The sequence below is a fragment of the Limnohabitans sp. genome, from assembly GCF_031538885.1.
GTDB lineage: Bacteria > Pseudomonadota > Gammaproteobacteria > Burkholderiales > Burkholderiaceae_C > Limnohabitans.
The window spans coordinates 22,407-47,988 of record NZ_JAVKLW010000025.1 but is presented as its reverse complement, the minus strand read 5'-3'; the positions used below and the strand labels follow the sequence as shown (position 1 = coordinate 47,988).

Annotated in this window: 27 protein-coding genes; 21 read left to right on the top strand and 6 right to left on the bottom strand. The window is 57.1% G+C overall.

The window, feature by feature from the left end; genetic code table 11:
• Positions 1-63: 63 nt before the first annotated feature.
• Entirely contained in the window at positions 64-1,410 is a 1,347-nt protein-coding gene (locus RMS03_RS01705; RefSeq protein WP_310625389.1) for an AmpG family muropeptide MFS transporter, read from the bottom strand.
• Positions 1,411-1,447: 37 nt separating this feature from the next.
• On the opposite strand from RMS03_RS01705, the gene RMS03_RS01700 reads away from it, so the two are divergent.
• Positions 1,448-2,278, top strand: coding sequence for a M48 family metallopeptidase (locus RMS03_RS01700; RefSeq protein ID WP_310625388.1), 831 nt, complete (start codon positions 1,448-1,450; stop codon positions 2,276-2,278).
• A gap of 69 nt (positions 2,279-2,347) precedes the next feature.
• Here RMS03_RS01700 and RMS03_RS01695 read toward each other — a convergent pair whose 3' ends face one another.
• A complete protein-coding gene (locus RMS03_RS01695; protein WP_310625387.1) occupies positions 2,348-2,986 on the bottom strand; it encodes an MBL fold metallo-hydrolase in 639 nt (212 codons plus the stop codon).
• A 339-nt stretch (positions 2,987-3,325) separates the two neighbouring features.
• On the opposite strand from RMS03_RS01695, the gene RMS03_RS01690 reads away from it, so the two are divergent.
• The 3 genes from RMS03_RS01690 (at position 3,326) to RMS03_RS01680 (ending at position 5,509) form a co-directional block, all read left to right on the top strand.
• Entirely contained in the window at positions 3,326-4,513 is a 1,188-nt protein-coding gene (locus RMS03_RS01690; protein ID WP_310625400.1) for an MFS transporter, read from the top strand.
• Between the two features lie 27 nt (positions 4,514-4,540).
• Positions 4,541-5,038, top strand: coding sequence for a single-stranded DNA-binding protein (gene ssb, locus RMS03_RS01685; RefSeq protein WP_310625386.1), 498 nt, complete (start codon positions 4,541-4,543; stop codon positions 5,036-5,038).
• A gap of 231 nt (positions 5,039-5,269) precedes the next feature.
• On the top strand, positions 5,270-5,509 hold the full coding sequence (locus tag RMS03_RS01680) for a hypothetical protein (protein ID WP_310625385.1): 240 nt from the start codon (positions 5,270-5,272) through the stop codon (positions 5,507-5,509).
• 22 nt (positions 5,510-5,531) lie between these two features.
• Here RMS03_RS01680 and mnmA read toward each other — a convergent pair whose 3' ends face one another.
• Together mnmA and RMS03_RS01670 are read right to left on the bottom strand one after the other, a co-directional pair.
• Positions 5,532-6,686 carry a tRNA 2-thiouridine(34) synthase MnmA gene (mnmA, locus tag RMS03_RS01675; protein WP_310625384.1) on the bottom strand — a complete coding sequence of 385 codons (1,155 nt, stop codon included), beginning with the start codon at positions 6,684-6,686 and terminating at the stop codon, positions 5,532-5,534.
• A gap of 7 nt (positions 6,687-6,693) precedes the next feature.
• Positions 6,694-7,194 (bottom strand): NUDIX hydrolase, encoded by a 501-nt coding sequence (locus RMS03_RS01670; RefSeq protein ID WP_310625383.1) that lies wholly within the window; start codon positions 7,192-7,194, stop codon positions 6,694-6,696.
• Between the two features lie 101 nt (positions 7,195-7,295).
• Here RMS03_RS01670 and RMS03_RS01665 point away from each other — a divergent pair, with 101 nt between their 5' ends.
• The 5 genes from RMS03_RS01665 to RMS03_RS01645 all read left to right on the top strand — a co-directional run bounded on the left by RMS03_RS01665 (position 7,296) and on the right by RMS03_RS01645 (position 12,235).
• Positions 7,296-8,426, top strand: a complete 1,131-nt coding sequence (locus RMS03_RS01665) for a Re/Si-specific NAD(P)(+) transhydrogenase subunit alpha (RefSeq protein ID WP_310625382.1) — start codon at positions 7,296-7,298, stop codon at positions 8,424-8,426.
• A gap of 17 nt (positions 8,427-8,443) precedes the next feature.
• The gene (locus RMS03_RS01660) at positions 8,444-8,767 is read left to right on the top strand and encodes an NAD(P) transhydrogenase subunit alpha (RefSeq protein WP_310625381.1); all 324 of its coding nucleotides are present in this window, start codon (positions 8,444-8,446) and stop codon (positions 8,765-8,767) included.
• Positions 8,764-10,263 (top strand): NAD(P)(+) transhydrogenase (Re/Si-specific) subunit beta, encoded by a 1,500-nt coding sequence (locus tag RMS03_RS01655; protein WP_310625380.1) that lies wholly within the window; start codon positions 8,764-8,766, stop codon positions 10,261-10,263. The genes RMS03_RS01660 and RMS03_RS01655 overlap by 4 nt, the downstream gene beginning before the upstream one ends.
• On the top strand, positions 10,260-11,948 hold the full coding sequence (locus RMS03_RS01650) for a long-chain-fatty-acid--CoA ligase (RefSeq protein ID WP_310625379.1): 1,689 nt from the start codon (positions 10,260-10,262) through the stop codon (positions 11,946-11,948). The genes RMS03_RS01655 and RMS03_RS01650 overlap by 4 nt, the downstream gene beginning before the upstream one ends.
• Before the next feature lie 155 nt (positions 11,949-12,103).
• Entirely contained in the window at positions 12,104-12,235 is a 132-nt protein-coding gene (locus RMS03_RS01645; RefSeq protein WP_310625378.1) for a hypothetical protein, read from the top strand.
• Between the two features lie 66 nt (positions 12,236-12,301).
• On the opposite strand, the gene corA is transcribed toward RMS03_RS01645, so the two are convergent.
• The gene (gene corA, locus RMS03_RS01640) at positions 12,302-13,288 is read right to left on the bottom strand and encodes a magnesium/cobalt transporter CorA (protein ID WP_310625377.1); all 987 of its coding nucleotides are present in this window, start codon (positions 13,286-13,288) and stop codon (positions 12,302-12,304) included.
• Between the two features lie 281 nt (positions 13,289-13,569).
• Here corA and hpf point away from each other — a divergent pair, with 281 nt between their 5' ends.
• From hpf to hprK, 3 genes are all read left to right on the top strand, one after another.
• Positions 13,570-13,899: a ribosome hibernation-promoting factor, HPF/YfiA family gene (gene hpf / locus RMS03_RS01635; protein ID WP_310625376.1), complete on the top strand. Its 330-nt coding sequence runs from the start codon at positions 13,570-13,572 to the stop codon at positions 13,897-13,899.
• 92 nt (positions 13,900-13,991) lie between these two features.
• A complete protein-coding gene (locus RMS03_RS01630; RefSeq protein ID WP_310625375.1) occupies positions 13,992-14,456 on the top strand; it encodes a PTS sugar transporter subunit IIA in 465 nt (154 codons plus the stop codon).
• Positions 14,453-15,400, top strand: coding sequence for an HPr(Ser) kinase/phosphatase (gene hprK, locus RMS03_RS01625; protein WP_310625374.1), 948 nt, complete (start codon positions 14,453-14,455; stop codon positions 15,398-15,400). The genes RMS03_RS01630 and hprK overlap by 4 nt, the downstream gene beginning before the upstream one ends.
• A 3-nt stretch (positions 15,401-15,403) precedes the next feature.
• On the opposite strand, the gene fur is transcribed toward hprK, so the two are convergent.
• Entirely contained in the window at positions 15,404-15,838 is a 435-nt protein-coding gene (fur, locus tag RMS03_RS01620) for a ferric iron uptake transcriptional regulator (protein WP_310625373.1), read from the bottom strand.
• A gap of 85 nt (positions 15,839-15,923) precedes the next feature.
• Here fur and RMS03_RS01615 point away from each other — a divergent pair, with 85 nt between their 5' ends.
• From RMS03_RS01615 to gshA, 9 genes are all read left to right on the top strand, one after another.
• Complete coding sequence (locus RMS03_RS01615) at positions 15,924-16,463, top strand: outer membrane protein assembly factor BamE (protein WP_310625372.1); 540 nt, start codon at positions 15,924-15,926, stop codon at positions 16,461-16,463.
• Positions 16,464-16,485: 22 nt separating this feature from the next.
• A complete protein-coding gene (gene dapB / locus RMS03_RS01610) occupies positions 16,486-17,304 on the top strand; it encodes a 4-hydroxy-tetrahydrodipicolinate reductase (RefSeq protein ID WP_310625371.1) in 819 nt (272 codons plus the stop codon).
• Positions 17,305-17,309: 5 nt separating this feature from the next.
• Positions 17,310-17,936: a MotA/TolQ/ExbB proton channel family protein gene (locus RMS03_RS01605; RefSeq protein WP_310625370.1), complete on the top strand. Its 627-nt coding sequence runs from the start codon at positions 17,310-17,312 to the stop codon at positions 17,934-17,936.
• Positions 17,936-18,388 carry a biopolymer transporter ExbD gene (locus RMS03_RS01600; protein ID WP_310625369.1) on the top strand — a complete coding sequence of 151 codons (453 nt, stop codon included), beginning with the start codon at positions 17,936-17,938 and terminating at the stop codon, positions 18,386-18,388. Before RMS03_RS01605 ends, RMS03_RS01600 begins: the two co-directional genes overlap by 1 nt.
• A gap of 94 nt (positions 18,389-18,482) precedes the next feature.
• On the top strand, positions 18,483-21,317 hold the full coding sequence (leuS, locus tag RMS03_RS01595; RefSeq protein ID WP_310625368.1) for a leucine--tRNA ligase: 2,835 nt from the start codon (positions 18,483-18,485) through the stop codon (positions 21,315-21,317).
• Between the two features lie 8 nt (positions 21,318-21,325).
• On the top strand, positions 21,326-21,832 hold the full coding sequence (lptE, locus tag RMS03_RS01590; protein ID WP_310625367.1) for an LPS assembly lipoprotein LptE: 507 nt from the start codon (positions 21,326-21,328) through the stop codon (positions 21,830-21,832).
• A 2-nt stretch (positions 21,833-21,834) separates the two neighbouring features.
• Positions 21,835-22,905 (top strand): DNA polymerase III subunit delta, encoded by a 1,071-nt coding sequence (gene holA, locus RMS03_RS01585; RefSeq protein WP_310625366.1) that lies wholly within the window; start codon positions 21,835-21,837, stop codon positions 22,903-22,905.
• Between the two features lie 14 nt (positions 22,906-22,919).
• Positions 22,920-24,200 (top strand): glutamate-5-semialdehyde dehydrogenase, encoded by a 1,281-nt coding sequence (locus RMS03_RS01580; RefSeq protein ID WP_310625365.1) that lies wholly within the window; start codon positions 22,920-22,922, stop codon positions 24,198-24,200.
• An 81-nt stretch (positions 24,201-24,281) separates the two neighbouring features.
• Complete coding sequence (gshA, locus tag RMS03_RS01575; RefSeq protein ID WP_310625364.1) at positions 24,282-25,577, top strand: glutamate--cysteine ligase; 1,296 nt, start codon at positions 24,282-24,284, stop codon at positions 25,575-25,577.
• The last annotated feature ends 5 nt before the right edge of the window (positions 25,578-25,582 follow it).

Below are 25,582 nucleotides of genomic sequence, written 5' to 3'. Positions count from 1 at the left end.
CCCTGTGCGTGCTTGTCTAAAGTTTGGCTAAAGCTGCGGTAAAGACTGGGTAAATCAGCGCACTCAGCGTGGCATCACACGTGAGGCCAACCACACCAGCACCAACACCGGCGCACCCAACAACGCCGTGCTGGTGAAGAAAGCTTCATAGCCATGCGCATCCACATACACGCCCGAAAAGCCCGCCAACCACTTGGGCGCGAGCAGCATCATGCTGCTGAACAAGGCGTACTGCGTGGCCGAGTAGTTCACGTTTGTCAGCCCCGACAAATACGCGATGAACGCGGCGGACGCAATGCCGCTGGCCAAGTTGTCGGCGGAGATGACCCAAATCAAGGCGGTCAGGTCATGGCCGCGTGTGGCCAGCCACGCAAACAGCAAGTTGGTCAAGGCGCTCAGCACCGCGCCCAGCATCAAGATCCGCATTAGCCCGAAGCGCATGGACAGCACGCCACCAATGAACGCACCTGCCAAGGTCATGATGACGCCAAACACCTTGGTTACCGCTGCCACCTCATCTTTGGTGTAGCCCATGTCCACATAAAACGGGTTGGCCATGATGCCCATCACCACATCGCTGATGCGGTAGACCGCAATCAAGCCAAGAATCAACCCCGCCTGCCAGCGGTAACGGCGGATGAACTCGGCAAAGGGCTCGATCAACGCACCGCGCAGCCACTCGGTGGCGTTGCGGGCAGGGGGCATCTCGCGTTGTGCGGGCTCGGGCGAGAGCAGCACGGTCAACACGCCCACGCTCATGGAGGCGGCCATCACCAAATACGCGGTTTGCCATGAGGCGTGTTGGTAGGCGGTGTCGGCGGCGGGGCCCGCGGCGGCGCGTGCGGCAATCCACAGCACACCAGCGCCTGCCCAAATCATGGCGAGGCGGTAACCCGTTTGGTAGGTCGCGGCCAAGGCTGCTTGGTGTTGTGCATCGGCGGACTCAATGCGAAAGGCATCCAAAGCAATGTCTTGCGTGGCCGAGCCCAATGCCACCACCAAGGCGCACCACACCACGGGCTCTAACGCCACTTGGGGGTCTAGCACCGCCATGCCCACCAAGCCCGTCACCACGGTGGTCTGTGCCAGCAGCAACCAACTGCGGCGTCGCCCTAAGCACCGCGTGAGCAGGGGCAGCGGCAAACGGTCCACCAGAGGCGACCAGACCCATTTGAAGCCATAGGCCAACCCCACCCAGCTCAAAAACCCAATCGTGCTGCGGTCCACCCCCGCCTCGCGCAAGCGAAAGCTCAGCGTGCCCAATACCAGCAGCAGCGGCAGGCCAGCCGAAAACCCGAGGCATAACATGCGCCACGAGGCAGGCGCTAAGTACACCTGAAGCGCGGCCAGCCAACCCAGTTTTTTCGTGTCGGCGGGCGTTGTGGGTGCTGGACTTGTTGTATCGTTCATGGCCCTCATTTTGAGGCTTTTACAAAGAGGCTTTCCCATGCTCACCAAACGTGCTTTTCTTTACGGCTGTGTTGGCTGCGCTTGCGGCTTGGGCGGTGGCGTGCTGCTGGCGCGTGAGGGGGTGGAAGTCAATAAAGAAGCTTCTGTGTTTGCGGGGCTTGTGCCTGCGGCCGAAGTGGAGCAATCGGCCCGCAAACAATACGCGGAGATGATGAAGCAAGCCGCTGCCAAAAACGCCTTGGCGCCAGACAACCACCCGCAAGTCATCCGCCTGCGCCGCATTGCCAAAGACATCATTCCTCACAGCTTTGACTGGAACCTCCGCGCCAAAGAGTGGCAGTGGGAGGTCAACCTCATCGGCTCCACCCAGATCAACGCCTTTTGCATGCCCGGCGGCAAGATCGCCTTCTACAGCGCCATCTTGACGCAGCTCCAGCTCACCGACGACGAAGTGGCCATGGTCATGGGCCACGAAATCGCCCACGCTTTGCGCGAACACGCCCGCGAACGCATGGGCAAAGCCACCGCCACCAATGGGTTGGCCACCGTGGGCAGCACCGTCGCCGCGGTGTTTTTTGGAGTGAGCCCGCAAATCACGGATTTGGTGGCCAAACAAGGCGCGAACTTGTTGAACCTCAAATTCAGCCGCGATGATGAAACCGAAGCCGACTTGGTGGGCATGGAGATCGCGGCACGCGCCGGCTTTGATCCCCGCGCCGGCGTCACCCTGTGGCAAAAAATGAGTGCCAGCAACAAAGGCGCACCACCGCAGTGGCTCAGCACCCACCCCTCCGGCAACACCCGCATTGAAGAAATTCAAGCTAACTTGCCCAAAGTCTTGCCGCTCTACGAGCGCGCCAAACAATAACTCAGCACACCCTGGGCGATGACCGCGGCAGCGCAGGACGCTGACTTTGTGTGCGGTGTTCTTGTCGTATCAAGTCCCGCCCACATACGGGTTGCTCACCCGTTCGCGGCCAAAGGTGCTCTCTGGCCCGTGGCCTGGGATGAACACCGTGTCATCCCCCATCGGCCACAAACGCTGCGTGATGCTGTCGATCAAATCCTGATGGTTGCCACGCGGAAAGTCGGTGCGACCAATGCTGCCCGCGAACAGCACATCGCCTACAAATGCCCGTTTGATTTCTGGTGAATAAAACACCACATGGCCCGGCGTATGGCCCGGGCAGTGCCGCACTTGCAGCGTGTGCGCGCCCAGTGTCACCGTGTCACCGTCGTGCAGCCAGCGTGTGGGCGTGAATGGGCGAGCAGGGGGGAAGTGGTAGTTAGCCGCCGCCTGTGGCAAGCCATCAATCCAAAACTGGTCACCCTCGTGTGGGCCGATGATTGGCAAGTTCAGCTTCTGCGCCAAGTCGGCGGTGCCGCCCGCATGGTCGATGTGCGCATGGGTGATCCAAATTTGTTCTAGGGTCACCCCTTGTTGCTTGCAGGTCGCTTCTAGCAGAGGCAAATCGCCGCCTGGGTCAACGATGGCGGCTTGCATCGTCTCATCGCACCAGACGATGGAGCAGTTTTGTTGGAAAGGCGTGATGGGGACGGTGATGTATTGCAGCATGCTGCAAATGGTAGGCGATTTGCAGCGCCAAACGCTGCTGCCATGCACCGACGGTGCGATGGTGCTGAGGGCTCAGAGGCCTAGTTTTGATGTCAGCGGCATAGTTGCGAATGGTGCGTGCAAAGCAGTACAAGGTCATGGCAAAAGCGATGAGCAGAATCAGTACGTCAAACAGATAGCCAAAAGCCCTTAAGAAAATCAGCGCAAACTGCGGTATGAAAAGTGTCTACAGGTTTGGGGGAACGCCAAAGCCGTTCGAATGTGTCTAGGAATGCAGGACAATGGCATCCTGTGACGATCCACCTATCCCCCGCCCCCACCCTAGAAGACAGCCCTGCGATGACGCGCACCGAGTTGCGCGCCAGTGGCTCGCTGGCGTCTATTTTTGCCTTGCGCATGTTGGGTTTGTTTTTGGTGTTGCCTGTGTTTGCGCTGGAAGCGCGCAAGTACCCGGGTGGCGATGACCCCGCGCTGATTGGTTTGGCCATGGGCATTTACGGGCTGACGCAAGGCATGTTGCAAATCCCATTTGGTATGGCGTCTGACCGCTTGGGCCGCAAGCGGGTGATTATTTTTGGTTTGTTGGTGTTTGCTTTTGGCAGTTTGGTGGCTGGCGGAGCCGATACCTTGATGGGGGTGTTGGCGGGTCGTGCGCTGCAAGGCGCGGGCGCAGTGTCTGCTGCTGTGACTGCGTTGTTGGCTGATCTCACGCGTGACAACGTGCGCACCAAGGCGATGGCGATGGTGGGCGCAAGCATTGGGCTGATGTTCGCCTTGTCGCTGGTGGTGTCGCCTGTGTTGGCGGCGCACATCGGTTTGTCGGGTTTGTTTGTGTTGACGGCAGTGCTGGCGCTGTTGGGTACGGCGGTGGTGGTGTGGGCGGTGCCGCCCGAACCGATGTTGCACAAAGATGCATCTCGCGGTGATTTACGCCAAGTGCTGTCGAGCTCTGCGCTGTTGCGCCTGAATATTGGCGTGTTTGTGCTCCACGCGGTGCAACTGGCCATGTGGGTGGCGATTCCCGCCTACTTGGTGCAAGCCGGTTTGGGCAAGGACGACCACTGGCAAATTTATTTGCCCGCGGTGCTGGGCTCGTTCGTGTTGATGGGTGTTGTGTTTCCGCTAGAGCGCCGAGGTTATTTACGCGCGGTGTTTTTAAGCGCCATTGGTTTGATTGCTTTGGTGCAAGTGGCTCTGCTGTGGGTGTCGTCTGGCGCACCCAGCGTGACGTGCTTGGCTTGGTTGTTGTTTGCGTTCTTTTGTGGCTTCAACGTGCTGGAGGCGACGCAGCCCAGTTTGGTGTCACGCATCGCACCCGCAGCTTCACGTGGCGCGGCCATGGGCGTGTACAACACTTTGCAGTCGTTGGGCTTTTTTGCCGGTGGCGTGATGGGCGGGCAGCTCGTCAAAAGCTACGGCACACAAGGCCTGTTTTTAACTTGCGCAGCACTCATGGTGCTGTGGTTGGTGGTAGCTTGGCCCATGGTGGCGCCCAAGCATGCAGCCTCTTGCGCAAAGGCCTCATAATTAGCCCCTATCTGGAGGAATTTACCCATGGCATCCGTTAACAAAGTCATCCTCGTCGGCAACTGTGGCCGCGACCCCGAAGTGCGCTACCTGCCCAGCGGCCAAGCCGTGGCCAACGTGAGCGTGGCCACATCCAGCCGGCGCAAAGACAAAAGCAGCGGCGAGATGATTGAAGACACACAGTGGCACCGCGTCACGTTCTACGACCGCTTGGCAGAGATCGCTGGCGAGTACGTCAAAAAAGGTCGCCCCATTTACGTGGAGGGCCGCTTGAAGTACGGCGTGTACACCGACAAGACCACAGGCGTGGAAAAAAACACCGTGGACATTATTGCCACCGAGTTGCAACTCTTGGGCGGCCGTGAAGGCATGGGGGCCCCCAGCGGTGGCGGCGAAGAAGGCGGCGGTGGCTACAGCCGCCCAGCTGCCGCACCTCGCGCAGCGGCCCCCGCACCACAACGCCCCGTAGTGCCTGCGCCTGCCAAGGGCGGCTTTGATGACATGGACGACGATATTCCGTTTTGATCTATTACGGCAACGCCCAAGTTTGCTTTTCACACAACCCGACGCGCACACGCCCGTCGGGTTTTTTATATCTGCGTGGCGTTAAGGCCGTCATCAAGGCGTGGGATAACGGTGCGGGTGCGTACAGGGTTGACGCAAATAATTAAATATTTGCGTCAACAACACAGGGTTCGCCCCCGTTATTTGATCACTCCGATGTTGGAGTTGTTCAATCACCGTAAAGGAATTTATATGAACAAGCTGATTGCCTCTTTGATCGTTGGTGCTTTCTCTGCTACAGCTTTTGCTGTCACACCTGCGGCGCCAGCGACACCAGCAACACCTGCCGTGCCTGCATCCGCTGCAAAGGTTGAGGCTGCCCCTGCTGCGAAGACAGAAGGCAAACACCTAGGTCAAGAAAAGAAGGCTGCAAAAAAAGCAGAAGGCGCCAAGAAGGCTGATGCTGCGCCTAAAGCAGACGCGGCCAAGTAAGCGCGTTGCGGCTTCGGGTCACTCAGGCAGGGGTTGCTTTCAGCGCTGCAGCGCTGGCGATGACCCCGCCACCTAGACACACCTCACCGTCATACAACACAGCCGATTGGCCAGGTGTGACGGCCCACTGAGGATCATCAAAGGCGAGCACCAGCTCGCCTTCGTCGTTGTAGCTCAACTCGCACGGCGCATCGGCTTGGCGATAGCGGATTTTGGCAGCGTAGCGGCCGGGTGCTGGTCGCTCTGGCGCACACCAGCTTAGGTCGTCCGCGTGCAGCGAGCCATAAAGCAACCAAGGGTGGTCATGGCCTTGCACCACGTACAAGGTGTTGGCGGCCAAGTCTTTGCGAGCGACAAACCACGGTTGGTGTTCGCCAGCACCGCGCAATCCGCGAGCGCGCAGGGCTTCCATGTCTGCACCTTTGGCTTTGAGGCCGCCAATGCCCAAGCCTTGACGTTGGCCGAGGGTGTAAAAGCTCAAGCCCACATGGGTGCCAATCTTGCGGCCACGTTCGTCTTTGATGGGGCCGGGCTCGTTGGCGATGTAGCGGTTTAAAAACTCACGGAAAGGGCGCTCGCCAATGAAGCAAATACCAGTCGAGTCTTTCTTCTTGGCGTTGGGCAAACCTATTTCATCCGCAATGCGGCGCACTTCGGTTTTGTGTAGCTCGCCCACGGGAAACAAAGTTTTAGACAGTTGCGTTTGGTTCAAGCGGTGCAAAAAGTAGCTTTGGTCTTTGCTAGGGTCTAAGCCTTTGAGCAGTTGAAACTCGCCATTCACCTCGCGTACGCGGCAGTAGTGGCCGGTGACAATTTTTTCAGCGCCTAACGCAAAAGCATGGTCTAAAAACGCTTTGAACTTGATTTCAGCGTTACACAAAATGTCGGGGTTGGGTGTGCGTCCGCCTTGGTATTCGCGCAAGAACTCGGCAAACACGCGGTCTTTGTACTCGGCGGCAAAGTTGACGTGTTCAATCTCAATGCCAATCACGTCGGCCACCGCTGCCGCATCCACGAAGTCGATGTTGGACGAGCAGTATTCGCTGTCGTCATCGTCTTCCCAGTTCTTCATGAAGATGCCGATGACGTCGTAGCCTTGCTGCTTCAACAGGTAGGCGCTGACGGCCGAGTCCACGCCACCGCTCAAGCCCACCACTACACGTTTGTTATTTGCCATGCGGCAATTATCTCTTTGCGAGGTTGACTACGCTGGCGTCGGTGTAGATGAAGCCCATCGGAAAGCGTTGGCCTGACAGATGGTCTTCCATGCAACGCAGCACCAGTGGGCTGCGCAGGCGGTGTACGTTGGCACGAATTTCGCCAGGCGTCATCCACAGGGTGCGCACGATGCCTTGGTCAAGTTGAGCGCCTAAGACGGGTTCACCTAGCTCGCCGCAATAGGCCAGACGCAGATAGGTCACGTCTTCGGCGGCGCGGCCTTCACGGGCGGGGCGCAGCAGGCGGGACATGTAGATGCCGACCATTGCCGTGGGCTTGAAGGTGTGGGTGGTTTCTTCCAAGGTTTCACGGGCACAGCCGTCTTCAGGGGATTCACCGGGGTCCAAGTGGCCTGCGGGGTTGTTCAGTCGCAGGCCTTCAGGCGTGTGCTCTTCAATCAGCAGGTAGCGACCATCGCGCTCGACGATGGCGGCGACGGTGACACTGGGCTTCCAACGTTTATTCATGGAAGCATTATCTTTCGGGTAAGTCCGCCTCAATGGGCGATCTAAATTCGTGTAACCTTCCATGACTCTGACAAAACAACGATACACATTAGGAGAAGCGCATGTTGATTGGTGTTCCCGCCGAAAAGACGGCAGGTGAGACCCGCGTAGCCGTCACGCCTGAGACGGCTAAGAAACTTATTTCTCAAGGACATACGGTCCGAGTTCAATCGCGTGCAGGCGTGTTAGCCAGCGTGCCAGATGCGGCTTACGTAGCCGTGGGCGCAGAGGTGGTGGATGCTGCCAGCGCTTGGGGCTGTGGTTTGATTCTCAAAGTGCGTGCCCCCGAAGCTACCGAAGCATCCAGCATCAAAGCCGGCAGTGCCGTGGTCGGGATGTTGGAGCCCTTCAATGCCGAAGGCTTGCAACGCTTGGCCAGCGCTGGTGCCACAGGCTTTGCCCTCGAAGCCGCACCGCGCACCACCCGCGCACAAAGCATGGATGTGTTGTCTTCGCAGGCCAACATTGCGGGCTACAAAGCCGTCATGTTGGCCGCAGACAAATACCAACGGTTCTTCCCCATGTTGATGACCGCTGCTGGCACCGTCAAGGCCGCACGTGTGGTCATCCTTGGCGTGGGTGTGGCGGGCTTGCAGGCCATCGCCACCGCCAAGCGTTTGGGTGCTGTGATTGAGGCCACCGATGTGCGCCCCAGCGTGAAAGAGCAAGTCGAGTCTCTCGGTGCCAAGTTCATCGATGTGCCGTTTGAGAGCCAAGACGAAAAAGACGCCGCCGAAGGTGTGGGTGGCTATGCCCGCCCAATGCCTCAGAGCTGGTTGGATCGTCAAAAGGTCGAAGTGGCCAAGCGCGTCGCGTTGGCAGACATTGTGATCACCACCGCGTTGATTCCTGGTCGTGCAGCCCCAGTGTTGGTGACCGAAGACATGGTCAGGGCCATGAAGCCGGGTGCTGTCATCATCGACATTGCCGCAGGCAAAGGCGCGAACGGTGAAGGTGGCAACTGCCCGCTGACGGAGGCGGGTAAGACTGTCATCAAGCATGGCGTGACGATTGTGGGCGAGACCAACTTGCCTGCTTTGGTGGCCGCAGACGCTAGCGCGTTGTATGCCCGTAACGTGCTCGACTTTTTGAAGCTTGTCATCAACAAAGAAGGCGCGCTGCATGTCGACATGGATGACGACATCGTGGCTGCGTGTTTGGTCACCCGCGATGGTGCGGTGATGAAGAAATAAAAACGAGGAATAACAACATGGATGCAGTCTCCCCCACCCTCGTCAATTTAATTATTTTTGTGCTTGCCATCTACGTGGGCTACCACGTGGTGTGGACGGTCACGCCAGCGTTGCACACGCCACTCATGGCGGTGACCAATGCCATCTCCGCCATCGTCATTGTGGGGGCCATGCTGGCCGCTGCCATGACCGAAACCACCTTGGGCAAAACCATGGGTGTGTTGGCCGTGGCGCTGGCAGCGGTGAATGTGTTTGGTGGCTTCATGGTCACGCGTCGGATGTTGGAAATGTTCAAGAAAAAAGACAAGTCTGCTAAAGCAGCTTCAGGAGGCAAAGCATGAGCATGGACTTTGTTTCGATGAACCTCGTCACCTTGTTGTACTTGGTGGCGAGTGTGTGCTTTATTCAAGCACTTAAAGGTTTGAGCCATCCCACTAGCTCCATTCGCGGCAATGTGTTTGGGATGACGGGGATGACGATTGCGGTGCTGACTACCGCGGCCTTGATTGTGAAGTTGTCGGGCTCTGGCCTCGGCATGAGCTGGGTGTTATTGGGTCTCGTGGTGGGCGGCGGTGCAGGCACCCTCATGGCGCAGCGCGTTGAGATGACCAAAATGCCGGAGCTGGTGGCCTTCATGCACAGCATGATTGGCTTGGCGGCCGTGTTCATCGGCGTGGCGGCGGTGGCCGAGCCTTGGGCGTTTGGCATCACTGCTGTGCCACAGCAGTTGGTGACGGGGATGCAAACCACGGCGGGCTTGGTGATCACCGAGAGTGTTCAACGTTTCCCGATTCCCGCAGGCAACCGCTTGGAGTTGTGCCTCGGTGCAGCCATTGGTGCCATCACTTTCAGCGGCTCGGTCATCGCGTTTGGCAAGCTCTCCGGTAAGTACAAATTCCGTTTGTTCCAAGGAATGCCCGTGAGTTTTTCTGGTCAGCACATGCTTAACCTCGTGCTCGGTTTGGTGACGTTGGGTTTGGGTGTGATGTTTGTGATGAGCGAGAGTTGGACGGCGTTCTTTGCAATGCTGGCGCTGTCGTTTGTGATGGGTGTACTCATCATCATCCCGATTGGCGGCGCAGACATGCCCGTGGTGGTGTCCATGCTCAATAGCTACTCAGGCTGGGCGGCTGCGGGCATTGGCTTCTCGCTCAACAACAGCATGCTCATCATCGCTGGTTCTTTGGTGGGTAGCTCGGGTGCGATTTTGAGCTACATCATGTGCAAGGCGATGAACCGTTCGTTCTTTAGCGTCATCTTGGGGGGCTTCGGTGCCGAGGCCGTGACAGCGGTGGCAGGTGCTCAAGAGCAGCGTCCCGTCAAGAGCGGCAGTGCCGATGATGCCGCTTACATCTTGGCCAATGCCGAGTCCGTGGTGATCGTGCCTGGCTACGGTTTGGCCGTGGCGCGTGCGCAGCATGCGGTGAACGAACTGGCAGAGAAGCTGATGCACAAAGGCATCAGCGTGAAGTACGCCATTCATCCCGTGGCGGGCCGTATGCCTGGCCACATGAACGTGCTGTTGGCAGAGGCCGAAGTGCCTTACGACCAAGTGTTTGAGATGGAAGACATCAACGGCGAGTTTGGTCAAGTGGATGTGGCCATCGTGTTGGGTGCCAATGACGTGGTCAACCCTGCTGCGTTAGAGAAGGGCAGCTCTATTTACGGCATGCCCATCTTGGAGGCCTACAAAGCCAAGACGGTGATTGTGAACAAACGTTCGATGGCCTCAGGCTATGCAGGCTTGGATAATGAGCTGTTCTACATGGATAAAACCATGATGGTGTTTGGCGATGCCAAGAAGGTGGTCGAAGACATGGTCAAGGCGATTGAATGAACGCAGCGCAGAAGCCTTGGTTGAGCGCTTATCCCGAAGGCGTACCCGCAGAGATTGACACCAGCGCTTACAGCTCGCTGGTGGATTTGATGCAAGACAGCTTTCGTCAATTTGGTGACCGTGCGGCTTTTAATTTCCTAGGGCGCAGCCTGACTTACCGCGAACTAGATCGCCTGAGTCAAGTGTTCGCGGCTTATCTTCAAAGTTTGGGTTTGGTGTTTGGCGACCGTGTGGCCATCATGTTGCCCAACACGTTGCAGTACCCGATTGCAGTGGCTGCTGTGCTGCGTGCGGGGTTTGTGGTGGTCAACGTCAACCCGCTGTACACCACGCGCGAGCTGGAGTTGCAGCTCAAAGACGCAGATGCCAAAGCCATCGTCATTCTTGAGAATTTTGGTGCTACTTTGCAGCAGTGCTTGGCGCAGACCCACATCAAGCACGTGGTGTTGTGCGCCATGGGCGACCGTTTGGGTTGGCTCAAAGGCACGTTGGTGAACCATGTGGTGCGACACGTCAAGAAGCTGGTGCCTTCTTTTGCGTTACCCACGGCGGTGCGTTTCAATGATGCGTTGGCCCAAGGTGAACGCCGCACACTCACCCTGCCCACGATTGATGGCAACGACTTGGCCGTGCTGCAATACACAGGCGGCACCACAGGTGGCGCCAAAGGTGCCGAGTTGCTGCATCGCAATTTGGTGGCGAATATGTTGCAGGCCTCGGAGTGGTGCGGCCCTGCACTCAAACGTATTCCTGCGAATGAAATCCCCACCTTTGTCTGTGCTTTGCCGCTTTATCACATTTTCGCGTTCAATGTGAACTTGATGTCGTGCATGCGCATGGGCGGGTGTTCGATTTTGATTCCCAACCCGCGAGACATACCTGCGGTGTGTCAAGCGTTGGCAAAGCACCGCTTCCACATTTTTCCTGCGGTCAATACCTTGTTCAATGCGCTGGCGAACCACCCTGATTTTGTCAAAGTGGACTGGTCCCGTTTGGTGGTGTCGCTGGGCGGCGGTACGGCAGTGCAAGGCGCGGTGGCGAAGCTGTGGCTAGAGAAAACAGGCTGTCCTATTTGTGAGGCTTACGGTTTATCAGAGACCAGTCCCGCCGCGAGCAGCAACCCCGTAACCAGTCAAGTGTTCACGGGTTCGATTGGTGTGCCTTTGCCCAGCACCGAGATGAAAATTATTGATGACGACGGTCACGAAGTGCCTGTGGGCGAGCCTGGCGAAATTGCCATTCGTGGACCGCAAGTGATGGCGGGCTACTGGCAACGTCCGGACGAGACCGCACGCGTGATGACACCCGATGGTTTTTTCAAATCCGGTGATGTGGGCATCATGGACGAATGCGGTTACTTTCGCATCATTGACCGCAAGAAAGACATGATCTTGGTCAGCGGCTTCAACGTCTATCCCAATGAAGTGGAAAACGTGGTCGCCAGCTTGTCCGGCGTGTTGGAGTGCGCAGTGATCGGCATTCCCGACGAGCGTTCTGGCGAGGCGGTGAAGCTGGTTGTGGTCAAAAAAGATGTGACTTTGACCGAAGCCCAAGTGCTAGAGCACTGCAAGCAAAACCTCACGGGCTATAAGTTGCCACGCGTGATTGAGTTTCGCGCCGATCTGCCTAAAACTCCGGTGGGCAAGGTCTTGCGTCGCGAACTGCGCGACCAAAAACAAGCATGAGTCGCATGGCGCTGGTGAGTGCCATGCACGAAGAGCTGGCTGCCGTGCATGGCCGCGCATGTGAAAGTCGGCGATGTGGTGGTGGCCTGCGAGTTCATTCAGCACGACACGGACGCTTCGCCTTTGTTTGCGCGTTGCGAAGTACCCTTGACGGCATGACGCGCTTTCCAGCAAATCCCAGTTTAAGAGACGCACTGGCTGCCGCTGCGCCGCTCGCACTGCTTGATTTGGTGGCGTCACTGCCCCGTGATGCAGCCCTAGACCTCGCCGCCTCATGCGTGCCATGACTATGGGGTGCCTGGCTGCTTGTGCGAACCATCTCAGACCGCTTGCTGGCGCAGTTGCCTGCTTAATTACTTCAACCAACCGCGCTTGCGGAAGTACCACATGGGCACCAAGGCACTGGCCACCATCAGGGCTAAGGCGAACGGGTAGCCCCAAATTTTGTCCAGCTCTGGCATGAACTGGAAGTTCATGCCATAAATGCTGGCGATCAAAGTGGGCGGCAGCAAAGCCACGCTGGCCACCGAGAAGATCTTGATGATCTTGTTCTGGTTGATGTTGATGAAACCTACTGTGGCATCCATCAAGAAGTTGATTTTGTCGAACAAGAAGGCCGTGTGGTTGTCCAACGATTCGATGTCACGCAAGATTTGGCGCGCCTCTTCAAACTGGTCGGCATTGAGCATGCGTGAGCGCATCATGAAGCTCACCGCGCGGCGTGTGTCCATCACGTTGCGGCGAATGCGACCGTTCAAGTCTTCTTGGCGTGCGATGGCACCCAGCACTTCCCCTGCCAATTCGTCGGTCACGTCTTCAGACAGCACCAACTTGCCTGCTTTTTCAAGTTGGTCGTAAATGCCTTCCAAGGTGTCGGCGGAGTATTCGGCGTCGGCGTCAAAGAGCTTGAGCAGCACATCCTTGTCATCCTCAATCAGGCCTGGTGCGCGGCGCGCACGCATGCGCAGCAACCGGAACACGGGCACGTCTTCATCGTGAATGGAGAACAGCACGCCGCGGCTGCGCAAGGCGGTGTTGTTTTGGTTCAAGATGAAGGCCACCCGCACCGTGCGCGGCTCGTCTTCGTGGGCGATCAAGAAGTCACTGCGGATGTGTAACTCGCCGTTGTCTTCTTCGTAGAAGCGGGCGGATTCCTCAATGTCCTCGTCCATCGCGTCTTCAGGAATGGAGAGGCCGTAGTACTGCTTGATCCATCGTTTTTCCTCTAGCGTCGGCGCTTCAAGGTCAACCCAGATCGGTTGAAATTTGGAGAGTTCTTCCAGCGATTCGATCTCTTCTTGAAAGAGTCGACCGTTGGCCAGCGTGAAGATGTTGAGCATGGCAGTCCTTGCGCGTGGGGCACAGAAATTCGAAGGGTGAAAAGTACAGCTTTCGAATTCGCGCGGCGCATGAAGGGCCCGATGCGATTCGAAAGCTACCGACTAGGGTAGGTTTCCAAGGAGATAGCTCCGCTGTTGAGGTGGGGTAGATTATGGCATTCCCTCGGTGCGGTCTAGGGTTTTCAGTAGGCTGTTTTTGCCGAGTTTTTGGTTTTAGCCCATTGCCTTTTTCAAAGGCTGGGCGCATAGTGAAACTGCTAACTCACCAACGGAGGTTTTTTATGAACTTGACGATCAGTGGTCACCATCTTGAAGCAACCCCAGCGCTGCGCATGTATGTGATAGGCAAGCTCGATCGAATTACCAGGCATTTCGATCAGGTGGTGGACGTGAAAGTATTGCTCAGCATTGAGAACCAAACGGAGAAAGAACGTCGTCAAAAAGCCGAGTGCAACATCCACGTCAAAGGCAGCGATATGTTTGCCGAAAGTGCCCATGAGGACATGTACGCCGCCGTGGACGAACTGGTAGATAAGCTGGACCGTCAAGTGGTCCGACACAAAGACCGCCTGCAAAGCCATCACCATGAGAGCCCCAAGCGCCTGATGTAAGGGCCTTTAGAAGCTTCTCAAAACCGCCGTGTATCGGCGGTTTTCTTGTTGTAGGCCTTGTTATTTTGTAGGTGCATAATCTGCGCTCAATCATGAATCGCTTAGCTTCCATCCTTCCTCCAGCACAAGTCCTTGTGCATGTTGAGGTCACTAGTAAAAAGCGCGCCTTTGAAGAGGCGGGGTTGCTGTTTGAAAGTCAGCATGGCCTCAGCCGCGCCTTGGTGGCCGAGAGCTTATTTGCCCGTGAGCGTTTGGGCTCTACCGGTTTGGGGCATGGCGTGGCGATTCCACATGGTCGCATCAAAGGCTTGAAGTCGCCGATGGCGGCAGTGTTTCAATTGGACAAGGCCATTGGCTTTGATGCGCCCGATGAGCAGCCGGTCAGCTTGCTCATTTTCTTGTTGGTGCCTGAGGCTTCCACGCAAAAGCACCTTGAGATTTTGTCTGAAATCGCCGAGCTTTTGAGCGATACCGGTTTGCGCGAAAAAATCAAAACATGTGATGATGCAGCGGAGCTTCACCGCATCATCTCTACCTGGAACGCGGTGCAACCGTGAGGCCTTCCGTCATCAGCGCTGACGTGCTGTTTGAAGCCTTTCGTGGCCGACTGCGTTGGGAATGGATCGCTGGCCTAGGCGCTTCAGAGCGGCACTTTGACGAAGTGGCTGTGCGAAGCGCACGCTCAGGTGCTGACTTGGTGGGCTACCTCAACTACATCCATCCTTACCGTGTGCAAGTGCTGGGTGAGCGTGAGGTCAATTACGTCAGCAAAACCTCACCCGAAGACAGCGCTCGTCGCATTGCACGCATCGTCACGCTAGAGCCGCCCATGTTGGTCTTGGCCGATGGACAGCAGCCCTCCGAGGCGCTGGTGTCTATGTGTGAGCGTGCGCAAATCCCGTTGTTTGCCACCCATGAGTCTGCGGCGTTTGTCATTGACTTGTTGCGTGCTTATTTGTCCAAGCACTTTGCAGATCGCACCACCATGCACGGAGTGTTTATGGATATTTTGGGCTTGGGCGTGATGATCACGGGCGAGTCAGGGTTGGGCAAAAGCGAGTTGGGGCTTGAGCTGATTTCGCGTGGCAATGGTTTGGTGGCCGATGATGCGGTTGATCTGTACCGTATCAACCAAACAACGATTGAAGGTCGCTGTCCAGAGTTGCTGCAAAACTTGTTGGAAGTGCGCGGCATTGGCTTGCTCGACATTCGCGCCATCTTTGGCGAGACGGCGGTGCGCCGCAAGATGCGCTTAAAGCTCATCGTTCACTTGGTGCGCAAGGAAACCTTGGAGCGTGATTACGAGCGCTTGCCCCATGAGCCTCTCACGCAAGACGTGTTGGGTGTGCCCGTGCGCAAGGTGGTGATACAGGTGGTGGCGGGCCGCAACATTGCGGTGTTGGTGGAGGCGGCGGTGCGCAACTCTATTTTGCAATTGCGCGGCGTGGACACTTACCAAGAGTTCATCGCACGTCACCAACGTGCCATGTCACAAAGCTAAACCTTATTTGCCCGTGGGTCGATGCGCGCAATTCTTTTTGCGGCAATGGGCATACAGACTCAATGCATGGTCTGCAATTTCAAAACCGTGGCGCTTGGCTACTTTTATTTGCAGCGCTTCGATCTCTTCGTCGTGAAACTCTTCTACGCGACCGCAGTCTAGACATACCAAATGGTCGTGGTGCTCACCTTCGTTGAGCTCGTACACCGCACGTTCACTTTCGAAATGGCTGCGTTTCAAAATGTCGGCTTGTTCAAACTGCATCAACACACGGTAGACGGTGGCGATGCCAATGGCCATGTTTTGCAGCAACAAATGCCGATACACATCTTCGGCCGTCATGTGCCGTTGCATGCCTTGTTGGAAAATTTCCAAAATTTTCAGGCGAGGTGCGGTGGCCTTGAGGCCAATGCTTTTGAGGTCGTCTGGATGTGCCACTTTGTCTTTCGCTCAGCAGTGGAAATAGACCCGCCGCTACAATGAATGAATCATAGCCCTACCGCCTTATTCGGCCTTTCACACCATGTTTGAGTCCTGTCGAAATGCCTTTCATTTTTTGCGTCAACCGCATCGCCTCGTCGCGTGGATTGGCGTGGTTGCCAGCGTTGGGCTCACGGCTTGTTCGACAAGTCTGATTTACAAGCCAGAGGTTGTGCAAGGCAACTTTGTCTCGCGTGAGCAAGTGCAAGCCCTGCGCCCAGGCATGCCGCGTCAGGCCGTGCGTGATGTGTTGGGCACCTCCTTGGTGACCAGTGTGTTCCATGCTGATCGTTGGGACTATGCCTTCACCATTCGTCGCCAAGGCACCGAGCCACAGCAACGTCGCTTCAGTGTGTTTTTCAAAGGTGATCTGCTAGACCGCATTGAGGGCGACCCTTTGCCCACCGAGACAGAGTTTGCCGCCAAGCTCGACAGCCGTCGTCCTCCCGCCAAGCTGCCAGAGCTCAAAGCCACGGAGGCTGACTTGGCCAAGTTCCCTGTCAAGCATGTCTCGACCGCCGTAGAACCCGCGGCACCATCCACACCTGTCTCTTATCCGCCGCTGGAAAATGCGGCTCGTTGATTTTTGAAAGCGCCGACACACCATGGCTTTATCCTCTGATACTTTGAAAATCGCCATCGCGGGTGCGAGTGGTCGCATGGGCCACATGCTGATAGAGGTTGTGCGTAACGACCCTACGTGTCAACTCGCGGGGGCTCTTGATGTCCCTTCTAGTCCTGGCATCGGCAACGATGCCACTGGGTTTTTGGGTCAAGCCAGCGGCGTAAGCATTGAAGCCGATGTGCGCCAAGGACTCAAAAACAGTCAAGTCCTGATTGACTTCACCCGTCCAGAGGGCACCTTGGCGCATTTGAAAATTTGCCGCGAGTTGGGCGTGAAGTTGGTCATCGGCACCACGGGGTTTACCGACGAACAGAAAGCCGAAATCGCCGAGGCCGCCAAAGACATCGCCATCGTCATGGCCCCTAACATGAGCGTGGGCGTGAACGTGACCTTGAAGCTCTTGCAAATGGCGGCCCAAGCCATGCCCACGGGTTACGACATTGAAATCATCGAAGCCCACCACCGCCACAAGGTGGATGCGCCTTCAGGTACCGCCTTGAAGATGGGCGAGGTGATTGCCGACGCCATCGGCCGCGACCTCAAAGACTGCGCTGTGTACGAGCGCTACGGCCACACCGGCGAGCGTGACCCATCAACCATCGGTTTTTCCACCATCCGTGGTGGCGACATCGTGGGCGACCACACCGTGCTGTTTGCGGGCATTGGCGAGCGTATCGAAATCACCCACAAGTCTTCCAGTCGCGCCACCTATGCGCAAGGCAGCTTGCGTGCCGCCAGTTTTTTGGGCGGCAAGAACAAGGGCTTGTTCGACATGTTTGATGTTTTGAATCTGCGTTAATTCCCATGGACTTCTTCGCTGCCGCGCTGCAAGGGGACGCACTCAGCGCGACCTTGGTCTTTGGTTTGCTCGCCATGTCCGTGGCGAGCTGGACCGTGATTTTTTACAAAACTTGGTTGTTGCACCGCGTGAGTGCCGATGTGGCGCAAGGCAAAGCTACCTTTTGGCAAGCACGTGATGTGCAACGAGGGATTCAGGCCTTGGTTTCGGTTGAACGTACAGCCGTGTTATTGCCATTGGCGCAAGCCAGCCAACACCTTATGCCGGGCACACTGGGCGCGCAAGGCGAGATGTCGGCCCAGCGCACCCGCGTGTTGCGCGATGCTTTGCATGGGGTACTGCACCGTTTGCAATCGGGCCAAGTGTTGTTGGCGACGGTCGGCTCCACGGCGCCTTTTGTGGGTTTGCTCGGCACGGTGTGGGGTATTTATCACGCACTCACGGGCATTGCGACCGCAGGTCAACTCACGATTGAGCGTGTGGCGGGCCCTGTGGGTGAGGCCTTGGTCATGACCGCCGCGGGCTTGGCCGTCGCCTTGCCTGCTGTCTTGGCCTTCAACGTCATGGGCCGCATCATCCACCGTTTGGAGCAAGAGCTAGAAGGCTTTGCCCACGACTTGCGAGAACTCTGATGGCGTTTGGACGTTTTGAGCGTACGCCGGGCCAAACGCCCATGAGCGACATCAACGTCACGCCCTTGGTCGATGTGATGATGGTCTTGCTGGTCATCTTCATCATCACCGCCCCCTTGATGGTCAGCGCTTTGAAGCTCGACTTGCCTAAAACCGAAGGCGCACAAGCCAGCAGCGCACCGTCGCGCTTTGTCAAACTCAGCATCGACGCCACAGGTAAGGTTTATTTAGACGACAAAGTTGTCACCGTGGACGAGCTCAAACACAGCCTGAATGCCCAAGCGGCCAAGGCACTGGCCACAGACCACGGCGAATTACCCGAAGTGCAACTGCGTGCTGATGAGCGTGTGCCGTATGGTCGCGTGGTTGAAGTCATGGGCTTGGCCCACCAGGCAGGCATGAACCGCATTGGCTTTGTGACCGAGCGCAAACAGCCCTCGACCCAGCCCTGATCTGCCCCTAACCCAGCCTAAAATCTAGGCTTGATGCGCCTTGGCTTTCTAAGGTGCCGCTCCCCGCTCAAGACGGGGTTCTCAGACTGACTCCATGCAAGACAAATACAACCACACCGAGGTCGAACGCGCCGTTCAGGTCGCTTGGACCCAAGCCGACGCCTACCGCGTGACCGAAGACGCGTCGAAGAAAAAGTTTTACGCCTGCTCCATGCTGCCTTACCCCAGCGGCAAGCTGCACATGGGCCATGTGCGCAACTACACCATCAACGACATGCTCACGCGCAACCTGCGCATGAAGGGTTACAACGTCTTGATGCCCATGGGCTGGGACGCGTTTGGGTTGCCCGCCGAAAACGCCGCGCTCAAAAACGGTGTGCCACCCGCCAAGTGGACTTACGACAACATCGCCTACATGAAGAAGCAAATGCAGGCGATGGGTTTGGCCATTGACTGGTCACGCGAAGTGGCCACCTGCGATGCGAGCTACTACAAGTGGAACCAATGGCTGTTCTTGAAGATGCTCGAAAAAGGCATCGCCTACCGCAAGACCCAAGTGGTGAACTGGGACCCAGTCGACCAAACCGTGTTGGCCAATGAGCAGGTGATTGACGGCAAAGGCTGGCGCACCGGCGCACCTGTAGAGAAGCGTGAAATCCCTGGCTACTACCTCGACATCACCCGCTATGCACAAGAGCTGCTCGACCACGTGCAGATGGGCAACGACAAAGCCACTTTGAGCGGCTGGCCCGACAAAGTACGCCTGATGCAGGAAAACTGGATTGGCAAGAGCGAAGGTGTGCGCTTTGCGTTCACGCACGACATTCGGGGTGCTGACGGCGCACTGATCGGGGCAGCGGGAAACTCACCTGAAGGTGAGTTGGGCAAGATGTATGTGTTCACCACACGCGCCGACACCATCATGGGTGTCACCTTCTGCGCGGTGGCGCCTGAGCATCCGCTGGCCCTGCACGCTGCGGCGAGTAACCCCGCTTTGGCCGCCTTCCTCGAAGAATGCAAGAGCGGTGGCACCACCGAAGCTGAGTTGGCCACGCAAGAGAAAAAGGGCATGCCCACGGGCTTGTTCGTCACGCATCCGTTGACCGGTGCAAAGGTCGAGGTGTGGGTGGGCAACTACGTGCTCATGTCCTATGGCGATGGCGCGGTCATGGGCGTGCCCGCGCACGACGAGCGCGACTTTGCATTTGCTTTGAAATACGACTTGCTTATCCGTCAGGTGGCGGCACTTGTTACGGCTACTGGCGTTGACGGTGCAGCGGCGGCCTCGACAGGCACGCTGGGCTCCTCATACGCCAGCTCAAAATCGTCACCCAGCGCACCTGCCGATGCCGCCTCTTCGGCGTTCGAGGCCACAGCTTGGCAAGAGTGGTATGCCACCAAAGCGGGTGTGTGTGTCAACTCAGGCGAACTCGATGGTCTGACCCAAAAAACCGCCGTCAATAAAGTGGCCGAACTGCTCGCCGCCAAAGGCCTGGGCGAGAAGAAAACCACGTGGCGTTTGCGCGACTGGGGCATCAGCCGCCAGCGCTACTGGGGCACACCCATCCCCATCATCCATTGCGACGAACACGGCGCTGTGCCTGTGCCTGAAAAAGACCTGCCCGTGGTGCTGCCGCAAGACTGCATCCCTGATGGCTCGGGCAACCCGTTGGTCAAGCACGAAGGCTTCCACGCGGCAAGTCCAGGCAGCGACAAGCGTGTTGTGTGCCCTGTGTGCGGCAAGCCCGCCCGCCGCGAGACCGACACCATGGACACGTTTGTGGATTCGTCTTGGTATTTCATGCGCTATTGCGACCCAATTAACACTGAGGCGATGGTGGCCGAGGGCGCGCAGTACTGGGCACCGATGGATCAATACATCGGTGGCATCGAGCATGCGATTTTGCATTTGCTCTACGCACGTTTCTGGACCAAGGTCATGCGCGACATGGGCTTGGTCAAAGTGGATGAACCTTTCACCAAGCTGCTCACGCAAGGCATGGTGCTCAACCACATCTACTCACGCCGCACGGCCAAAGGGGGTAAAGATTATTTCTGGCCACACGATGTCGAGCATGTACTCGACGATGCAGGCAAAGTGGTGGGCGCCAAGCTCAAAAACGCAGCGGACAGCAGCGACGGCAAATTGCCTGTGGGCACTGCCATCGACTACGAAGGCGTGGGCACCATGTCCAAGTCCAAGAACAATGGCGTCGATCCGCAAGACTTGATCGAACGCTACGGCGCCGACACCGCACGCCTATACACCATGTTCACCGCGCCACCCGAAGCCACACTGGAATGGAACGACGCAGCGGTGGAAGGCAGCTACCGTTTCTTGCGTCGCGTGTGGAACTTTGCGCACAAGCATGAGACCACCCTCAAGACCGCCACTGCTGGCAATTTGAGCGCCGCCAAACCACGCAAAGAAGCCGCTGATTTGCGCCGCGAAATGCACGTGGTGTTGAAGCAAGTGAGCTACGACTACGACCGCATGCAATACAACACCGTGGTGTCGGGCTGTATGAAGTTGCTCAATGCCTTGGACGACTTCAAGGCCGACGGCAGCGACGGCGACAACGCGGTGTTGTGTGAAGGCGTGTCTGTTTTGCTGCGCATGCTCTACCCAGCTTGCCCGCACATCACGGCCAACTTGTGGGCTGAGCTGGGCTACGCTGCCAAGTCTGGCGATTTGCTCGATACGACGTGGCCTGAAGTGGATGAGTTCGCATTGCAACGCGATGAGTTGGAGTTGATGCTGCAAATCAACGGCAAGTTGCGCGGCTCCGTCACCGTCAGCGCCACGGCTAGCAAAGAACAAATCGAACAAGCGGCCTTGGCCACCGAAGCCTTCATCAAGCAAGCCAATGGCGCTGCACCGAAGAAGGTCATCGTGGTGCCCGGCCGTTTGGTCAACATCGTCGTTTGAAAGACGCTATGAACACCACGCGCCGATCCTTGTTGGTATCTACCGCACTCGTTACAGGATTGGCGGGGTGTGGTTTTGAATTGCGCAAGCCACCGAACTACGCGTTCAGCACCTTGTTCAGCAGCATCCCTATCGTCTTGCCTTTTGGCATCAAGCTCAAACGCAGCTTGGAGTCGTCCGGGCAAGTCGAGGTCATCACGGATGCACGTCAAATTGAGCGCGCAGAGGTTATTTTTGACCAGCTGTTTGAATTACGCGAGAAGGTGGTGGTGGGGCGTACCTCCACTGGCGCTATTCGCGAATTTCAATTGCGTTTGCGCTATCGTTTCCGCGTTCGTTCGTGCAATGGCATTGAGTTGATTCCTGATACAGAAGTCTTGCTCACGCGTGACATCAACTTCAACGAAACGGGCGCTTTGTCCAAAGAGTCGGAAGAGGCCTTGCTCTACAAAGACATGGAAAACGACTTGGTGTTGCAGCTGCAACGCCGTTTGGCTGCGATTCGTCAACTTTAAATATGCAAGTCGCCAGCGCTCAATTTGCCAATCACTTGCAAGCGCAGGCGAGCAAGGGTTTACGCAGCCTCTACACCTTTCATGGCGATGAGCCGCTGTTGCAGCAAGAGGCGCTTGACGCGTTGCGTGCCGTCGCACGCACGCAGGGCTACACCGAGCGCCATGTGTACACCGTGGCGGGCGCGCACTTTGATTGGGGCGAGGTCTTGGCCGCAGGCGGCTCCATGAGCTTGTTTGCCGATAAGCAGCTGGTTGAAATTCGCATTCCCTCAGGCAAGCCCGGCAAGGAAGGCAGTACCGCCTTGCAGCACATCGCAGACTTGGCGATTGACAACGACAGCACACTCACGGTGGTGTTGCTACCGCGTCTCGACAAAGCCACCAAAAGCTCCGCGTGGTTCAGCGCCTTGGAAAACAACGGCATCAGCGTGCAGATCGACCCGATTGAACGCCACACCTTGCCTACGTGGATTGCACAGCGCTTGGGCACCCAGCAGCAACGCGTGGTCACGGGCGAAGCGGGACAGCACACCTTGCAGTTTTTTGCTGACCGCGTGGAGGGCAACTTGTTGGCGGCGCATCAAGAAATTCAAAAACTTGGCCTGCTTTACCCCGCGGGTGAATTGAGCTTTGAGCAAGTTGAACGGGCGGTCCTGAACGTGGCGCGCTACGACGTGTTCAAGTTGTCGGAGGCCGTGCTCAGTGGCCAGCCCCTGCGCGTGCAACGCATGCTCGATGGCTTGAAGGCCGAGGGCGAAGCCGAGGTGCTGGTGCACTACACATTGGCCGAAGAGATTCGTGCTTTGAAGCGTGTCAAAGATGCCGTGGCTGCGGGCAAGGCTTTGCCGATGGCCTTGCGCGAGCAGCGCATTTGGGGGCCGCGTGAGCGTTTGTTTGAACGTGTGCTGCCACGCTTGAGTGTGGGCATGCTTGAAAAATTATTGCAGTCGGCCCATCAAGTCGACGGCATTGTCAAAGGCCTGAAAACGCCGGATTGGCCTGCGGACAACTGGCAGGCCTTGCACCGTTTGGCCATGCGCTTGTGTCGTGCTTGTATGCCGCGTAACGCTTAAAGGAAAATCACACCATGACGACGCTGAACGTTGCCCAACACATGCACGCTCTCGGGGCACAAGCCAAAACCGCATCTGCCCAAATGGCCAAAGCCTCTGCGGCGGTCAAGAGCACCGCTTTGCGCAAGCTGGCGGCTTTGCTGCGCGCCAACATCGACGCGCTGCAACTTGACAACGCCAAAGACATCGAGCGTACCATTGCCGCTGGCTTGGATGCCCCCATGGTGGACCGCTTGAAGCTCACGCCCCAAGTGTTGGAAACCTGCGCTCAAGGCTGCGAGCAACTCGCCGCGATGCCCGATGTGATTGGCGAAATCATAGGCATGAAGCAGCAGCCCAGCGGCATCCGCGTGGGCCAAATGCGCGTGCCCTTGGGTGTGTTCGGCATGATTTTTGAAAGCCGCCCCAACGTGACGATTGAGGCCGCGTCACTGTCCATCAAAAGCGGCAATGCCTGCATCTTGCGCGGCGGCTCTGAAGCGATTGATTCCAACAAAGCCTTGGCCAAGTTGGTACAGCAGGCTTTGAGCGAAAGCGGCTTGCCCATCGATGCTGTGCAGCTGGTGCAAACCACCGACCGCGAGGCCGTGGGCCACCTCATCGCCATGCCTGAGTTTGTTGATGTCATCATCCCGCGCGGCGGCAAGGGCTTGATCGAGCGCATCAGCCGCGATGCCAAAGTGCCCGTCATCAAACACTTAGACGGCAATTGCCACACCTATGTGGACGACCCTTGCGACATCGCCATGGCCGTGACCGTGGCTGACAACGCCAAGACTCAAAAGTACAGCCCTTGCAATGCCAGCGAAAGTTTGTTGGTTGCGCGCGGTGTGGCCGCAGAATTTTTGCCAAAGATTGGTGCGATCTACGCGGCCAAGGGTGTGGAGATGCGCTGCTGCCCAGAGGCCAAAGCCATGCTCGCCAACGTCAAAGGCGCGAATCTGAAAGACGCCACTGAGCAAGATTGGTTTGAGGAATACCTCGGCCCCATCATCAGCATCAACGTGGTGGACGGCTTGGATGCTGCCATTGCCCACATCAACCACTATTCCAGCCACCACACCGAATCCATCCTGACTCGCGACCACATGCATGCCCAGCGCTTTTTGCGCGAGGTGGACTCGTCGAGTGTGATGGTCAATGCAAGCACCCGCTTTGCGGATGGTTTTGAATACGGGTTGGGTGCCGAAATAGGTATTTCGACGGACAAGTTCCATGCGCGTGGGCCTGTTGGGATTGAGGGCCTTACCTCGTTGAAATATGTCGTGTTGGGCCAAGGCGAAATTCGCGTTTAAACCACTCTTTTGAGAGGGTTGCCTCTCTAAAGAATGAGGCAGCCATACGTCCTAAAATGATCTTCTACTTTTAGAGACATCATGGTTCCACACCTCATCACGGCCCTCAACGACCCCATCAACGAGCTCGAGCAGCGCATCCTCGATTCCATGCCCGCCATTGAGCGTTGGTTTCGTTTGGAGTGGATGGAGCACACGCCCCCGTTCTACACCTCGGTCGATATTCGCAACGCCGGCTTCAAGCTCGCACCGGTCGACACCAACCTCTACCCTGGCGGCTGGAACAACCTCACGCCCGAGATGCTGCCGCTTGCTGTGCAAGCTGCCATGGCCGCGATTGAGAAGATTTGCCCCGAAGCGCGCAACCTGTTGTTGATTCCCGAGAACCACACACGCAACACCTTTTACTTGTCGAACGTGGCGCAGCTGCAGCGCATCTTCCACATGGCTGGTTTGAATGTGCGTGTGGGCTCGATCAACCCCGAGATCAAAGAGAACACCACCATTGATTTACCCAGCGGCGACAGCGTGACTTTGGAGCCGGTGATTCGCGGTAAGCATCGCTTAGGGCTGAAGGATTTTGACCCTTGCACCATCTTGCTCAACAACGATTTGAGCGCGGGCATTCCCGGCATCTTGGAAGATTTGCACGAGCAACATTTGTTGCCACCGTTGCATGCGGGTTGGAGCGTGCGCCGCAAGAGCAAACACTTCGAATGCTACGAAGAAGTGGCCAAGCGTTTTGGTAAGCTGTTGGGCATCGACCCTTGGTTGATCAACCCCATGTTCAACCAGTGCGGTGAAGTGAACTTCGCCGAAGGCACAGGCATGGAGTGCTTGAAGACCAATGTGGATGCTTTGCTCACCAAGATCAAGCGCAAATACAAAGAGTACGGCATCAACGAAAAACCCTTCGTCATCGTCAAGGCCGACAACGGTACCTATGGCATGGGCATCATGACGGTGCGCGATGTCAAAGACCTCGATGTGGTCAACCGCAAGACACGTAACAAAATGAGCGTGGTCAAAGACGGCCAAGAAGTCAACCAAGTCATCATCCAAGAAGGCGTGCTCACGCACGAGCGGTTGAACGATGCGGTGGCCGAGCCCGTGGTTTACATGATGGACCGTTATGTGGTGGGCGGTTTCTACCGCGTCCATGCGGACCGTGGTGTGGATGAAAACTTGAACGCACCCGGTGCCAGCTTCGTGCCCTTGGCCTTTGAGCAAAGTGCGCACACGCCGCAGCCTGGTATGAAGCCTGGAGCGAGTACACCGAACCGCTTTTACATGTATGGCGTCATTGGCCGCTTGGCCATGTTGGCTGCGAGTTATGAACTCGAAGCCACCGACCCTGAAGCTGAAAACTACGACTGAGGCCT